The sequence below is a fragment of the Heliomarina baculiformis genome, assembly GCF_019966545.1.
Taxonomy (GTDB): Bacteria; Pseudomonadota; Alphaproteobacteria; order Rhodobacterales; family Rhodobacteraceae; genus Heliomarina; species Heliomarina baculiformis.
In genome coordinates, this window is record NZ_JAIMIC010000007.1 from 351,248 (window position 1) to 364,643 (window position 13,396).

The following is a 13,396-nucleotide window of genomic DNA, read 5'->3' on the forward strand; positions in this document are numbered from 1 at the left end:
ATGAGTGAGGCCCTATTTCGGTGTAGTTGGCCTTCCAGTTGTTGATGCAGGTTTGCGCGCCGAGAAGGCCCTGGAGGGGCTGCGCTCCGCAGCCTGATGAGACACGCGGGCCGGAACACCCGCGTCAGGGCGCGCCGACGAACCTTCTGCTGCTACAGATGTTGGCGCGCCTGCTTCACTTTCTGCTTATATTCGGGGAACGAATCCCGGAAATGTGTAGCAAATTGTGTAGCAATGCCCCGCCCGCTTTCAGGGCAAGAGGGATTTAGTGCTTTGCTATTGCTTGATATTTTCGGTCTAATAGACAGAGAAAATGGCGGAGACGAAGGGATTCGAACCCTCGATACCGTTCCCGGTATACTCCCTTAGCAGGGGAGCGCCTTCGACCACTCGGCCACGTCTCCGCCGACGCGTATAGCCAAAGAAACATCAGGGTTACAAGGCGAAACTGCCCTCATCCGAAAAAATCTCCCGCAACAAAAACCTGCCCAAAGGGCACTGAGAGGCACTGAATGGCACCGAGTTTGGGCAAGATTTGGTCAATTTCCCTTACAGCGAAAGCGGCCTCGACCGCGTCAAGCGGTTTATGGGGCTGAGCAGACCGAACGCGTCTTTGAACCTGCCACAGCCATGTTCGGCCGCGCCTGCACAATCCGATCTCCTTCCCAGAAGGAGGCTCGAACATAACGAACAACAGCAAGGACCTAGGTTCGACGAGTCCCGAGGAGCTCGCAAAGTACTTGAGACTGCCCTCGGCCAGGACAGCTCGCGAGCCCGCGCGGAAAGTCGGCGTTCGCCACGTCGGCGGCCGGTACGCGTGGTCTTCCGTTTGGGCGGCCGACGGGTATTGCCCCACCGCCACACTCGGCTTGGAACGAACTGAAGCTGCCCCACTGCACGGCTGACGACGTGGCGAGCATCCAGGAGGAGTCGCCGCGTTCCGCCCGCCGACGCGGTTTGGCGAAGCCGGATGCGAGTTTTCCCGATCCTATCCCGCTCTGGAAGAAGCCGATGCTCTAGCGAAGGACACAGCTAAGCGCTTGGGAGGCAGGATTGTCTGTGCCTCGTTACAAGCGCGCCTCGACGACAACGATGCCCTCGCCTGAAGCCTCGAAGCCCCGGCAGCGGAAGTCGGTGTGCACCTCGGGCTGCAGCACGACCTGTGGCCACCAGGAGCGATTAAATGACACCCCCGACGAAGAACGGAAAGGGTGACAGACACCCGGCAAGATTGTTGCGGCTTGTCTTGCAGAGCGTCTGTAAATTTTCAATTCTCACAACGAAGAACGGCCAATCTGAAATGTAAATGGCCAAATCAAGGAGATGACACTCATGACCTTCAATCCCTTTGAAGATAGTTTCCAAGACTTAGGAAACAAAGCGATATCCGAGTCGAAGCCCCTTCAGGATGTGATTAAGTGGCTCGAAGGCAATGAATGCCTTCTCAATGAGGCTTCTCGACGAGCCTATGCGCAAGCTATTCAAAAGGCGGCAAGGTTGTTTGGTCGATCGCCCGACCGAATTCCAGCTTGTGCACAGCAGTTTCATAGCATGCGTCCAAACAGGGACTATGCTCGTTCCTCAGGCAAGACCTTCTGCGCTCCAAAGCGCTGGAAGCGCGACGTCTCGGTGGCGATCAGGGCGTGACCGGCACCATCGCGGCTTAGAGGGAGCGCCTGGCACGGCGTGACGATTGGGGCACGTTTCGGGCTGTGCTGCAGTAAATCCCAGAGAAGGACCGTCTCTCTTCGTTCGAGATTCATCCGAAGCAGCTCATCTTTGTCCAAAGTTGCGCAGACATCGCCAGAAAGCCGGATGTTCGCATAACTGACCTCCACCGAGATCTCGCTTTGCGTCTTGACCGCTCGGCCCGAACGAAAACGGCAAAGGACGCTGTCGAAGGTACGCTCTGCCTCATCGACCAGTCCCGTGTGATGCCAGATCACGATCCCGCCTGCCTGCGTTCGTGAAGAACCAAAAGCCGCTCCATGCGACGGTCTCGGCGGCCAATAGATTGTGAGTCCTAGAAACGCTTCGCTGGTTGGTATGAAGAGGTCATCCTGCCGCTCTTTGGCAACCATCAGAATAACAATCATTTCTTTCCGCAATCCAAAACCATGGGCGGCTTCTAACCTACGGAACGTTCAAGTCGTTATGGTCCAACTGTGCAGCCGAATACGGGTTTCCCGACCCGAATCCACTCATGTCCCGTCACGGTCAAGCCTCGATCCTCGTGGCTGAAAGTCCTGGGAAGAGGTGTCTTGTTGCCGCACTTCTCGGCGACACGGAAGCGGTCTGTCGGGACTTTCACAATTGAACTGATCAAGAAAAACTGGTGCTTGCTGACCAAGAGGAACTGACGAACGAATTTCCCAGTGCAGCATAATTCGATTTCGCCGTGCGATTTTCTCCGCATTGAACCGGAGGACCGACCGAGTGGCGAACACACCCTTCGAATCCAGCACTTTCAGCGCTGGTTGAAGGATCGCGGCCCCCTCAAAATGATCGCTTCTCTTGCTAAATTTCGCCGCGGACGTTGCGACCCGCGCCGTCCTGTCCAACCTTTAAAAACCTCTTCTCCGCGTGTTGCCAGAACGGGAGTTTTTGCGAGGGGAATTTCACGCGGCCGTGGTCTATCACAGGCGACGCGTAGATGGCGTCCGAATGAGGAGCGAAATCCTGCGCGCCATGGGATTCCTCGCGGCGCAAGCCCAGGCTCACCCTGGAGCAGGACGAAAGGCTGATCCGCGTGGCCCAAAAGCCCGAGGCGGCCGGCCTGCGGGGGCCGAAATAGCGTGTTTTGAAACTGATAGCCGTCGAGCTTGGCACATGAGCTGCGTCGGGCGAAACAAGTGTTTAATTTTTCCCTTCTATCCATGAAGCGAACTCGCTTAAAAATATCAATGTGTATCGGAATGTTCAAGTGATATATTAAAATCAACCAGATTGAAATTTGACCGGTGCGGCGCCTATTCACTCAATTGCACGCGGTCTAGCAAATCCGAAATACTAGACCTAACATCCCCACTGTCTGATAAAAGTTCCCTTGCCCGCTGAAGTGGCTGCATTTCCGAAACAACTCGATCATCGGTCGCTAGTTCTTTCGTCACTTTTGAAATTTGACCATATTCAGTAATATCTTCATCAGAGACCTTTTCTGGTTGACCCGCCAGCCAGTAGCTGCGTGATGCAAATTCCGGTTCGTTTATGACAGAGAATAGCTCTGCCGCCTCTGAGTATCTATTGATTCTAAGCATAGCTTTCGCCCGTAACTTTATCGCCTCGGGTTGGGACATTCCAGAAATAGCCTCTAATGCCTCATAAGGCAAGTTTTCCAAAAGCGCGGCTTGAGCTCTCAAAATCCTACTATTATTTGATTCATCAGAAGTCTTGACTAGAGACAATAACCCGTTTGCTGCTCTGGATAACCCAAGACTCAATAGACGTGACGCCATCGTCTCTCTTACCATTTCATCCAAGTCACTTTCAAATCCCTGCACCAGAGACAATCCAAACTGAATGAAGTCCGCGTCACTTGCGCTTTCTGTCAGCAGCATTACCAAGTCATTCCTCGTTCCATGGCCTGACGGCGACTCAAGTTGACTTGCAGTCTTATTAAAATTCCTAACCGCCTCTTTGAAGTCTCCTAATATTGCATAACCTAATGCTTTTGCTCTTGCCAACTCAAGGCCAATGCGCGTCCCTTTGAGCTCCCGCTCGTATGATGAAACTAAACTCACAATCTCAGGTTCTAATGTCCGACGCTCACCGAGCGCTTGTGAAACTAACTGAATGAGCGCATCGGGTGAATGTATCGTATTGCTTTCAGCGACGAGTTCACGATTTGTTCTTGCGGCTTCTTCATGGCCTGTGAGTTCCGCGCTCCTAGCCTCAGCCAGCAGGCTCGCAAAATTTCTATCATTCTGTGCTCTATCCAAGATTCGCAGTATCGAATCCGATACGTACCTTTCGTTTTCTTTCAAAAATATGCGACTAGCTGCCGCTCCCAAATGCTCCTTCAAGCCTCTTGGGAGGCTATTGACGGAACGAATAACCGCCTCACGGTTCGATGATGCGGCGGCACCGGGCCGAGCTAACACAGCCCACAAAGCTGAGTCACGGTCACACACTTGCTGCCCCTCGAACATAGTAGAAGCGTACTCCCCAGGCTCGTCAATAATTTTCGCTAGTTCAAGCAAGATCTCGCGATCTGAACTTTCAACCGTAGAAAGCAGCAAGGTTTCATGGGCTTCGGCGCCGAACCCAAAGTGCAGTAGTACCTTGGCAAGGTTGATTGCTGCCGCGTCATTTACTCGGTCAAATTCGTCAAAAAGTCTACCCCTCCAGAATGCCACTTGCTGCGAGTAAGAATCTTTTTGGGGAACCCAGGAATTAATTGCCAAGCCTTCCTTTTCTTCACAAACTGGATTGTCGGCATTTTCCTCTAGTTGTTCTATGCTGAGCAATAAACTTTCGTCAAATGCATTCGGATAATCCAAGTTCAGTCCGAGGTCGTTGGCGAAAAAATCTGCCCGAGCTCCTTGATCCGAACCGACGTCGTCAAATTTCGATTCGTATTTAGGCTCAATGCTATCAGATTCTCTTTTAGTGGTTAGCAGTCCTCGCGAACGAGCGTGTTCTATTTCCTCAATAAGGCGGGTCTCAGCCAAATTTCTATCGCGTCCGACCTCCAGTATGGAAAGTTCCCTTAACAGAGTGCTACTGGCGGTACTTCGATCACCTTCAGGTTGGGTAAAGTTTTCCTGCGACTCTGCGTCCATACCGACGCCTAAGGCTGTAGTTTCAGTATCCCGTCGGGACGGTTCTAATTTGGATAGGTCATTGGCGAACATATATCTTTCGGCACTAAAAATGGTCGTGGGAGATAGTGGTGGTTTTAAGTTGGAGAAACCGATAATTGAAACATCTATAACTAATAAATTTTCACCGAATAGAAAAGTTTGAACTGAACAAGAACAGTTGAGTTTGAACTTTAGGGGCTCTCCAATCTCCTCCTGAGCAACATCAAGCACTCGGGTCCTCGGTATTCGGGAGAAAAACCCGCTTAAATCATAGATCGCATTTTCTACGTTTAATGATAATTCAAACCCGTCATCGCTTTCCTTCACGCTCCAATCTGAACCGGGCGGTATGCCAATTGTGATCCGCGTAAACTGTTCATGCTCACCTGATCGCACACGTAAGGTTTCTGCAACGACCACGTCGCTGGCGACCAGAAAAAAAAACGCAGTAAAACACCAGTATTTCATGCTGAATCCTGCTTGACAGCCTTCAAAGCCTCTTCTAACTCCGAGTATCCGGGTCGGACATGGGACGGCGTATTCTGTCTACCAACTTCTATGCAAATTGCCGCTACATGGTTGTGTAGGTTTGCGACCAATACTTCTCTAATTAATTGGTGGAAATGGCCATCCTCTTCGACAACTGTTTTTACCTTCGTCGCGAAAGGGCCGACTAAGCCATAAGCCAGGAAGACCCCCAAGAACGTCCCCACCAAAGCGCCTCCAATTAATCCGCCCAACACTTCAGGCGGTTGGTCAATTGAAGCCATGGTCTTTATCACTCCCAACACTGCTGCGACAATGCCAAGGGCTGGCAAAGCATCAGCCACTGTTTGTAATGCATGGCTCGAATGCATTGCGTGATGTAAATTGGCCTCCATCCTTTTATCCAGAACTTCTTCAACTTGGTGGGGATCATCATAGTTCATTGAGGCGGACCTAATTGTATCACAAATCAAGCTAATAGCTTCAGTGTCTTTCTGAATTTTGGGATACTTCTGAAAGATGGCAGATTCATTCGGTTGCTCAATGTGTTGCTCAATGGCGACCGGGTTTTGTCTCGCCATACGGATCAAAGCAAATAGAAGGCAAAGCAAATCTTTGTAGTCTTCTTGGTTCCATTTCGAACCTTTAAATACCTTTCCAACATCTTTAATAGTATGTTTAACGCCAGAAAAATCGTTGCTAATCAAAAAAGCGCCGGCAGCAGCTCCTCCGATCATCATCAGTTCAAACGGAAGCGCCTTAATTATTATCGCCATCTTGCCGCCTGCAGCGAGATAGCCGCCAAATACCATTAAAAATATTACCGCAATACCTATTATGCCGATCATTTATAAGCCCAATCGTACCGTTCGGCGAATATCAGCTTTCGCCGGTTAAAAATTACTCCGTGGGAACTTCTGCGTTTCTTCCCGCCAACATTGCACTGATTGTATAAGCAGCCAGCGGGCTTAATTTTGCCAGAATACCTGCCGCGGATTCGGCTTTCATGCGCGCCAAAAACCCGGACGCGAATGCTGGATCCATTTCCTCGAATAACGCTGCGGCATCCTTCGCTTTCATCTTCTCGTATACGTCTACGAGTCGGGATATGTCGGCCTCGGCGGCTCCGTCAGCGAGAGCGAGGGTTGCTTTTAAAGATTCCTCCACCTCGAGCAGTTCCGATAATTTGCGTTCTATAGCTTCATCGGCGATCTTAATTGCCTTTAATCTGTCTTCTAACTCTTTTTCTCGTTCGTTCAAGGCAACTTCTTTTGCTCTTATCTCTTTCAGCATGCGCTCAAGCCCTTCTGGGCTTAAAGACTCTCGATTTTTTTTGGGATTTTCTTTGATCGTAGTCACTTCGCTCGTAGACTTCAGGGCACTAGCAACGGCTGGACCTACATTGGTGCCCAAGCGCAAGACAGCGGATCCCAAGAACAAAGCGCCAACACAAAACAGGACTCCAAACCGACCCCTCAGTCGCTTTGAAATTGTTGCTTCCACCATCATAAAGAATCTCCGTGTTTCCGCACCGAACACCTTTTAAAAATTATATCGGCTCGAACACCTTCGCTCGTTCCATTAGATTTTTTGCGGGCGCTGATATCTTCGGCAGTATCGGGAAGGTCATGCATGGACGCCATCATTAAGTCTAACTTCGTGCGTGCGGCTTCCGCTCTAGCAGTTAGGTCTTCTAAATTTTTTGCGGACTGATCGGCAGCGCTTCGGGCGGAAATCAAAGCATTCGAAAGTTCGTCAACTTGGGCAGACAAGACTGCGATGGCACCTCCAACTCCTTTATCCAAGTTATTGAAACGACTTAACTTCTTAGAAAGTATATAGCAGTACAGGACCGCGCCCAAAGCTCCTGCGATCAATAAAGTATCCGCGATGAAATTCAAAACATTCCCCTAATTTAATGTAAAATCCATAACTAATACATCTCTTATTCGACCCTTGCCTGCAACTGCTTGGAATCTGCGTAACAATTGCCCACGAATCTTAGTCAGTGCGAATCCGTCTTTGAAATCTTCAATTTCCAGTGCACGCAGGTAGCTGTTCAAAACATCGATAATTCGCGGAGTTATTTTCTCCACATCTTCTTTGTATGGGGCATTCACTTCGAGCTGCGCCCGGAAACGTAGGTTAAAAACTTGTTCAGTGTGAATCATTGTCACAACGACGGGATCCAAAGCCACATACTCAATATCAGGAAGTGGCTCCACAGCTTGTTCTGTATCTGCTGCGTCTTGCTGTGTTGGCCCGTTTTCACTTTCTTCTGTCGGTGCTTCACGAGATAACGATATAAGTCCAGATGATGTTGCGAAGTAGCCTCCGGTTCCACCGATAATCATCAATAAAACACTAATAATTAGCGGCTTTTTCCCAGACTTTTTACCTTCTGGTGGGGCATTTGTAGCTGCATCCGTCATAGTGGGCCTAAACTCCTTCGCTACTCCTTCATAAACCCGCAGGAACTAACCGATTGTTAAGGGCAATCGAGGAATTATGGGACACGTCGTACAGAAGGTCGGCGTGACGGAGGTCAAGTTGCAAAAAATAATTGAAGTTTGGGGTGGCTTGGACGCGCGCAGACGCTTCATTCTCGTGCTGGCTAGTCTCGTAACGACGCTTGTGCTCTTCACAATGTCTAAAATGGCGACATCGCCCAACATGACGTTGCTTTATGCAGGCCTGGAAAGCAGCGCGGCCGGGGATGTGGTTCGTGCGATCGAACAACGTGGTACCGCATACGAAGTTCGGGGCGGGTCGATCTACGTGCCTTCAGATCAACGTGACGAAATCAGACTGACGCTTGCTAGCGAGGGGCTTCCGATGACGGGAGGCCGTGGATATGAACTTCTCGACACTTTGAACGGGTTCGGAACAACATCCCAAATGTTTGATGCCGCTTATTGGCGCGCAAAGGAAGGTGAGTTGGCCCGCACGATCGTGGCTAGCGCGTTCGTCAGCCAAGCACGCGTTCATATTGCGAATAATGGATCAAACCCTTTCCAAAGAAATGTGGCCCCAACCGCTTCTGTTTCGGTGGTGCCGTCTGGTGTCCCGATAACACCCGCTCAAGCTAATGCTCTTCGCTATTTGGTTGCATCTGCTGTAAGTAACCTAGCCGTCGAGGACGTGTCAGTAATTGACGCCAACGGCGCGCTCATCGGTCAAAATGATTCGTCTACTGGGCCTTCAAATGCTGAAGATAAGGCAAAGCAACTCCGTGAGAGGGTTCTCAACCTCGTGGAGGCACGCGTGGGAACCGGCAACGCCGTTGTTGAAGTCAGTGTCGATACAGTTACAGAGACCGAGTCCATCAGGGAACGTCGTTTCGACCCCGACGGGCGAGTTGCAATAAGTACGGAAACAGAAGAACGTTCAGATTCCTCCAAGAATCAGGGCGGCGGCGACGTTACTGTTGCATCCAATCTTCCTGACGGGGAAAGGTCAACTGGTGAGGGTTCCAGCGCTCAAGCCAGTGAAACTCGCGAGAGAGTGAACTACGAAGTTTCCGAAACCGAGCACGAAATCCTTAAATCACCGGGCGCAATCAAGCGCTTGACTGTTGCCGTTCTTGTAAATGGTCTGTCCGAGCGTGATGAAACTGGCGAGCCGGAGTTTCAGCGAAGGTCGGACGAAGAACTGAATGCTCTGCGCGAACTGGTTGCTTCCGCAGTGGGGTTTCAAGAAGATCGAGGAGACGTGATAACCATCAAATCAATGGAGCTCCCAATAGTCGAGCCCCTTGGAACTAGTGCCGGAAATAGTTTGTTCCAGCAGCTCGACATCGACTTATTTTCGATTATCCAGATGGTCATCCTTGGATTGGTTGCCACCGTCCTTGGGCTATTTGTAATACGGCCTTTGCTATCCAAACAGCCGGGTGGATATAATGCAGCAGTTCCCGCTTTGCCGGACTTTGGCGGCGAGTCTAATCAAGACAGTGTTCCCGCATTAGATGGCGATATTGATATCGACGACGCAAACTCTTTCCCTAGCTTTAGTATGGAGTCCAACAGCAGCGCAGAAGATCTTGGACTTCCAGATTTCAGCCTGCCCTCGAGTTCGCAAGATCCAGTGGATCGACTTCGTTCGCTAATTGGCGAGCGCCAAGAAGAAACCGTCGAGATCTTGCGGAGCTGGCTTGAGGAAAGTGGAGAGAAAACCTGATGCCCATCGCAGATCTATTTGAAGACTTCGGCGAAAGCTGCAATACGGATACGAATGCGGCGGATATGAGCGAAGATGATCTGGACGACATTCGGCTCGCTGCGTTTGAGAAGGGTTATGTTGCCGGTTGGGAGGATGCTATAAAAAACCAAGAAAAAGAAAATTCTAGAATTTCAGATGGAATGGCTCAACGCCTAGAAGATATTTCTTTTACATTCTATGAGGCTCGATCTCAGTTCTCAAAAGACTTCGGAATCATATTACGCCTGCTTTCTGAGAAAATACTGCCTGAAACCTTGCATAAAACTCTTGCGCAACATCTGACTTATGAAATGCAGTCCATTTTGGAGTCACTCTCTCCCGACTCGTTAACTATTGCTGTTCCAGAGGGCAATAGAACAAAGGTAGAGAAACTGCTTGATCTGGACATCCCTGTGCCGCTACGCATTGAAGAAGACTTTTCGTTAAGCAATGATCAGGTCGTTTTGAGAGTTGCGGATATCGAGCGTGAAATCGACATCAATCGCTTTGTCAAATCGATGCTCAACACGATGGATACATTCACTTTTTCAACTGAAAAGAGCGATAAATATGGATAAGGCCTCCGAAGCAAGCGAATTCTCCGCGAAAATTAGCCCCTTCGCCACTATTCCTATCGAAATCATAGTTTCGGTAGGACGTGCCAGGCCTTTAATAAAGGACTTGGTTGTAATGTCGGAAAACTCTGTATTGATATTAGACAAACGTATCGAAGATCCAGTCGAGCTTTTTATTGGTGATCGTTTAATAGCCAAGGGAAAATTAGAGGAGGTTCTAGACGAAGAGACGAAGCAGCTAGCTGTTCGCCTAACAGAGATATCCGACCTAAAAGATGAACTGTAAAAATTATAAGAATTCTTGCAATTCTCGTGCGGCAATTTTTCTTATTTTGGCCTTAATTCCAAGTGCCTCCCTTGCACAAGACTTTAGCTTTTCGTTGGGAGATGGCGCCTCACTTAACGGTCGAACAGTACAGCTTATTGGGTTGATAACTATATTGAGCTTGTCGCCAGGAGTAATTATGATGGTGACAAGTTTTCCACTTCTTATAACGGTGTTTGCGATACTGCGTCAAGCGATCGGGCTGCAGCAATCTCCGCCAAATATGCTTATCGTAAGTCTCGCGCTTTTCCTTACTTATTTCATAATGGAACCCGAGTTTAAAAATGCGTGGCAGCTTGGTTTGAGACCAATGATTGAGGAAACTATCGATGTCGAAACGGGATTAGTACGATCGGTAGAGCCATTTCGAAATTTTATGGCTGGCCGAACGAATGAAAACACGATCAATACGCTGGCAGCTTTACGTCGGACAGAGACTGTTTTAGATAATCAATCTGCTGCTGAAGTTACATCACCGCCACTATCGGTTTTGATTCCTAGCTTTATGTTGTCCGAAATATCACGTGCATTTCAGATAGGGTTCATCGTTTTTCTCCCGTTCCTTATTATTGATTTGTTAGTCGCAGCTATACTAATGTCCATGGGCATGATGATGGTCCCTCCGGCAATTGTTTCCCTGCCGTTCAAGCTAGGTTTTTTTGTCATCGTAGACGGATGGAGCCTGATTGCCAGCAGTTTAGCGCGAAGCTATTCTTTTTGATCACACTCGACATTCTGATCTAGCCTCGCCGCAACGCCAAAGTCACAAAGCTTTTTTTTGGTCGACTGGTTGCAACCTATGGCGAACCGCGTGCCGTGATCACGGACAAGCGGCGCAGCTATGGCAAGCCGATCAAGGCCATCACGTCGGACGCCGACCATCGGGCGCACAAGGGACTCAACAACAGGATCGAAGGGGCTCACCGGCCGACCCGAAAACGGGAGATGATGGGCCGGTTCAAGTCACCGCGCCAGGCGCACCGATTTCTCGTGGCCCGCGATCAAATCAGTACGATCTTTCGTCCCCGCTGCTACTGCCTTTCCCCTCTCTCTTACCGCCATGCCAGAGCCAACGCATTCAAGCTTTGGGAAGCTTATACTGCCGAACTATCGGCCTGATTGTGCGGTCTCACGCTTATTCCAGTCCACGGGAGATAATCTGGCAATGCCGTTTCAGGTCTGCACCCCCGTCCGGCTGAGGCCGTTGGTAGATGATGCTACGGCTAATCCCGAAAACCTTGACAGGCGCCTTTGCTAGCACTGTAAGGCCTGAAAACAGTCTTGTTGGAGCCTTTACTCCCGTTGCTCCACGACATTGCTCAGAGTGCCGATTCCTTCAACGGTAAGCTCGACAACATCCCCGTCTGACAGGAACTCGAACCGCTCCAGACCGCAACCATCGTCAACCGTACCGCCGCCGATGATTTCGCCCGGATGCAGCGTTTCGGCATTCGATATAAACGCGATCATGCCTTCGAAGCTGTGCAGCATTTCGCCTAGACGGCTGTCGGTCACCACCTTGCCGTTGATCTTGGCAACGCACCGCATTTCGCGGTAATCCGCAATCTCGTCCGTGGTCACGATCCAGGGGCCGAAGACGTTGCCGGCGTCGAAGCTTTTACCCTTGGCTGGCCCAAGCATGCCTTGCATTTCGCGAAGCTGGGTGTCGCGGGCGGAAAAGTCGTTGAAGATGGTAAAGCCGAAGACGTGATCCATCGCATCGGCGGCTTTGATGTCACGGCCCCGCTTGCCAATCACCACAGCGACCTCAAGCTCATAATCCATGTAGTCCGAGTAACGCGGCCAAGTGATCGTGTCGCCATGACCCGCCACGCTAAAGCGGTTAGTTATGTAAAAAATCGGCTGCGCCTTGTAGATGTCGGGTACGGAGCCCTCGGACGGGCCGGGATCGGGCTCGCCAGCAAGAACGGCCGCGAGCCGACGCATGCCAACCGGCGCGTTGACGATATGGCGCGGCGCGGTCGAGGCATCGCGGATCTGGGGCGGCAGCGGAAGCGGCGCCAGCAGGCGAACCTTGGCCAGCGGGACCGTCACAGCCGCTTCATCCAGCGCGGCATGTGCAGCATTAAGCCCTTCCTTTCCCGCTTCGATCAGCGCCTGCATTGAGGCAAGCACCTCTCGCCCCGTGGAAGTCATGCAGACCAGCGTTTCGCTGTCGTCCATCAATGCGCCAAGGCGGGGGCCTTTACCGCCGTCGAATGTTGCTAGTTTCATATTGGTCTCCTTCAGTCGCGGACGATGGCAACAGGGCGGCACCAGCCCGCCGAGGCGCCTTTGATCTTGACCGGAAAGCACTGCACCTCGAACCCGGTGGCGGGCAATTCCTCGAGGTTGGCAAGCTTTTCGATGTGGCAATAGGCCCGGTCCATCCCGGCACGGTGGCCTTCCCAGATGAGGGAGGCATCGCCAGTCTCTGCCACCTTTTTAGCGGTATGCACGAAAGGCGCGTCCCAGCTCCACGCGTCAGTGCCACAAACGCGCATCCCCCGTTCGGTCATCCAGTTTGTCGCGGCGCGACCAATGCCGCAGCCCGAGGGAACATATTGCGGTGTGCCGTACTGGGCGGCGGCGGCGGTGTTCACCAGCACGATGTCGCCTGGTTGCAAGTCGTGCCCTATCCGGTCGAACTCAGCCGCGACTTCTTCGGGGCTGACCACATGGCCATCGGGCATCTCCCGGAAGTCCAGCTTTACGCCGCGCCCGATGCACCATTCCAGAGGCACTTCGTCGATGGTGATCGCCCGCTCTCCGCCGTCCATGGTGGAATGATAGTGATAGGGCGCGTCCAGGTGAGTGCCGTTATGGGTCGAGAGGGTCACTTGTTCCACCGCCCAGCCTTCGCCGCCAGGAAGCCCGTCGCGGGTAACACTGGGAAAGAATGACAGGATCTGCTCGGCAGTTTCCTGATGAGCGAAATAGGCGATCTTGGGGCCAAGACCCGGCGGATCGGCGTAGTCGGTATTTTCAAGCGGTCGAGCGAGGTCGAT

The 13,396-nt window shown here is 51.2% G+C and carries 12 protein-coding genes, 1 tRNA gene and 1 pseudogene; 5 read left to right on the forward strand and 9 right to left on the reverse strand.

From position 1 onward, the window contains the following. Positions 1–314: 314 nt before the first annotated feature. The 7 genes from MF268_RS17945 to MF268_RS17975 all read right to left on the reverse strand — a co-directional run bounded on the left by MF268_RS17945 (position 315) and on the right by MF268_RS17975 (position 7,720). Positions 315–404 (reverse strand) — tRNA-Ser (locus tag MF268_RS17945). Between the two features lie 1,164 nt (positions 405–1,568). Continuing rightward, the gene (locus tag MF268_RS17950) at positions 1,569–2,096 is read right to left on the reverse strand and encodes a hypothetical protein (protein WP_238372234.1); all 528 of its coding nucleotides are present in this window, start codon (positions 2,094–2,096) and stop codon (positions 1,569–1,571) included. 873 nt (positions 2,097–2,969) lie between these two features. Then, positions 2,970–5,270 carry a hypothetical protein gene (locus MF268_RS17955; RefSeq protein ID WP_238372235.1) on the reverse strand — a complete coding sequence of 767 codons (2,301 nt, stop codon included), beginning with the start codon at positions 5,268–5,270 and terminating at the stop codon, positions 2,970–2,972. Then, positions 5,267–6,136, reverse strand: a complete 870-nt coding sequence (gene motA / locus MF268_RS17960) for a flagellar motor stator protein MotA (protein WP_238372236.1) — start codon at positions 6,134–6,136, stop codon at positions 5,267–5,269. The genes MF268_RS17955 and motA overlap by 4 nt, the downstream gene beginning before the upstream one ends. A 52-nt stretch (positions 6,137–6,188) precedes the next feature. After that, on the reverse strand, positions 6,189–6,794 hold the full coding sequence (locus tag MF268_RS17965; protein WP_238372258.1) for a MotE family protein: 606 nt from the start codon (positions 6,792–6,794) through the stop codon (positions 6,189–6,191). Further along, entirely contained in the window at positions 6,794–7,189 is a 396-nt protein-coding gene (locus MF268_RS17970) for a DUF6468 domain-containing protein (protein WP_238372237.1), read from the reverse strand. The genes MF268_RS17965 and MF268_RS17970 overlap by 1 nt, the downstream gene beginning before the upstream one ends. 9 nt (positions 7,190–7,198) lie before the next feature. Continuing rightward, positions 7,199–7,720: a flagellar basal body-associated FliL family protein gene (locus tag MF268_RS17975; RefSeq protein WP_238372238.1), complete on the reverse strand. Its 522-nt coding sequence runs from the start codon at positions 7,718–7,720 to the stop codon at positions 7,199–7,201. Positions 7,721–7,796: 76 nt separating this feature from the next. On the opposite strand from MF268_RS17975, the gene fliF reads away from it, so the two are divergent. The 5 genes and pseudogenes from fliF to MF268_RS18000 form a co-directional block, all read left to right on the forward strand. Continuing rightward, the gene (gene fliF, locus MF268_RS17980; protein ID WP_238372239.1) at positions 7,797–9,467 is read left to right on the forward strand and encodes a flagellar basal-body MS-ring/collar protein FliF; all 1,671 of its coding nucleotides are present in this window, start codon (positions 7,797–7,799) and stop codon (positions 9,465–9,467) included. Next, positions 9,467–10,066 carry a hypothetical protein gene (locus MF268_RS17985; protein ID WP_238372240.1) on the forward strand — a complete coding sequence of 200 codons (600 nt, stop codon included), beginning with the start codon at positions 9,467–9,469 and terminating at the stop codon, positions 10,064–10,066. Before fliF ends, MF268_RS17985 begins: the two co-directional genes overlap by 1 nt. Next, positions 10,059–10,349 carry a FliM/FliN family flagellar motor switch protein gene (locus MF268_RS17990; RefSeq protein ID WP_238372241.1) on the forward strand — a complete coding sequence of 97 codons (291 nt, stop codon included), beginning with the start codon at positions 10,059–10,061 and terminating at the stop codon, positions 10,347–10,349. Before MF268_RS17985 ends, MF268_RS17990 begins: the two co-directional genes overlap by 8 nt. Next, positions 10,339–11,109 (forward strand): flagellar type III secretion system pore protein FliP, encoded by a 771-nt coding sequence (fliP, locus tag MF268_RS17995; protein ID WP_238372242.1) that lies wholly within the window; start codon positions 10,339–10,341, stop codon positions 11,107–11,109. Before MF268_RS17990 ends, fliP begins: the two co-directional genes overlap by 11 nt. 2 nt (positions 11,110–11,111) lie before the next feature. Beyond that, positions 11,112–11,507, forward strand: a pseudogene (locus MF268_RS18000) (DDE-type integrase/transposase/recombinase); the annotation flags it as partial. Positions 11,508–11,681: 174 nt separating this feature from the next. On the opposite strand, the gene MF268_RS18005 reads toward MF268_RS18000, so the two are convergent. Next, complete coding sequence (locus MF268_RS18005) at positions 11,682–12,623, reverse strand: fumarylacetoacetate hydrolase family protein (protein WP_238372243.1); 942 nt, start codon at positions 12,621–12,623, stop codon at positions 11,682–11,684. 11 nt (positions 12,624–12,634) lie between these two features. Beyond that, positions 12,635–13,396, reverse strand: a 762-nt coding sequence (locus MF268_RS18010; protein WP_238372244.1) for a cyclase family protein, incomplete at its 5' end; no start/stop codon positions are given.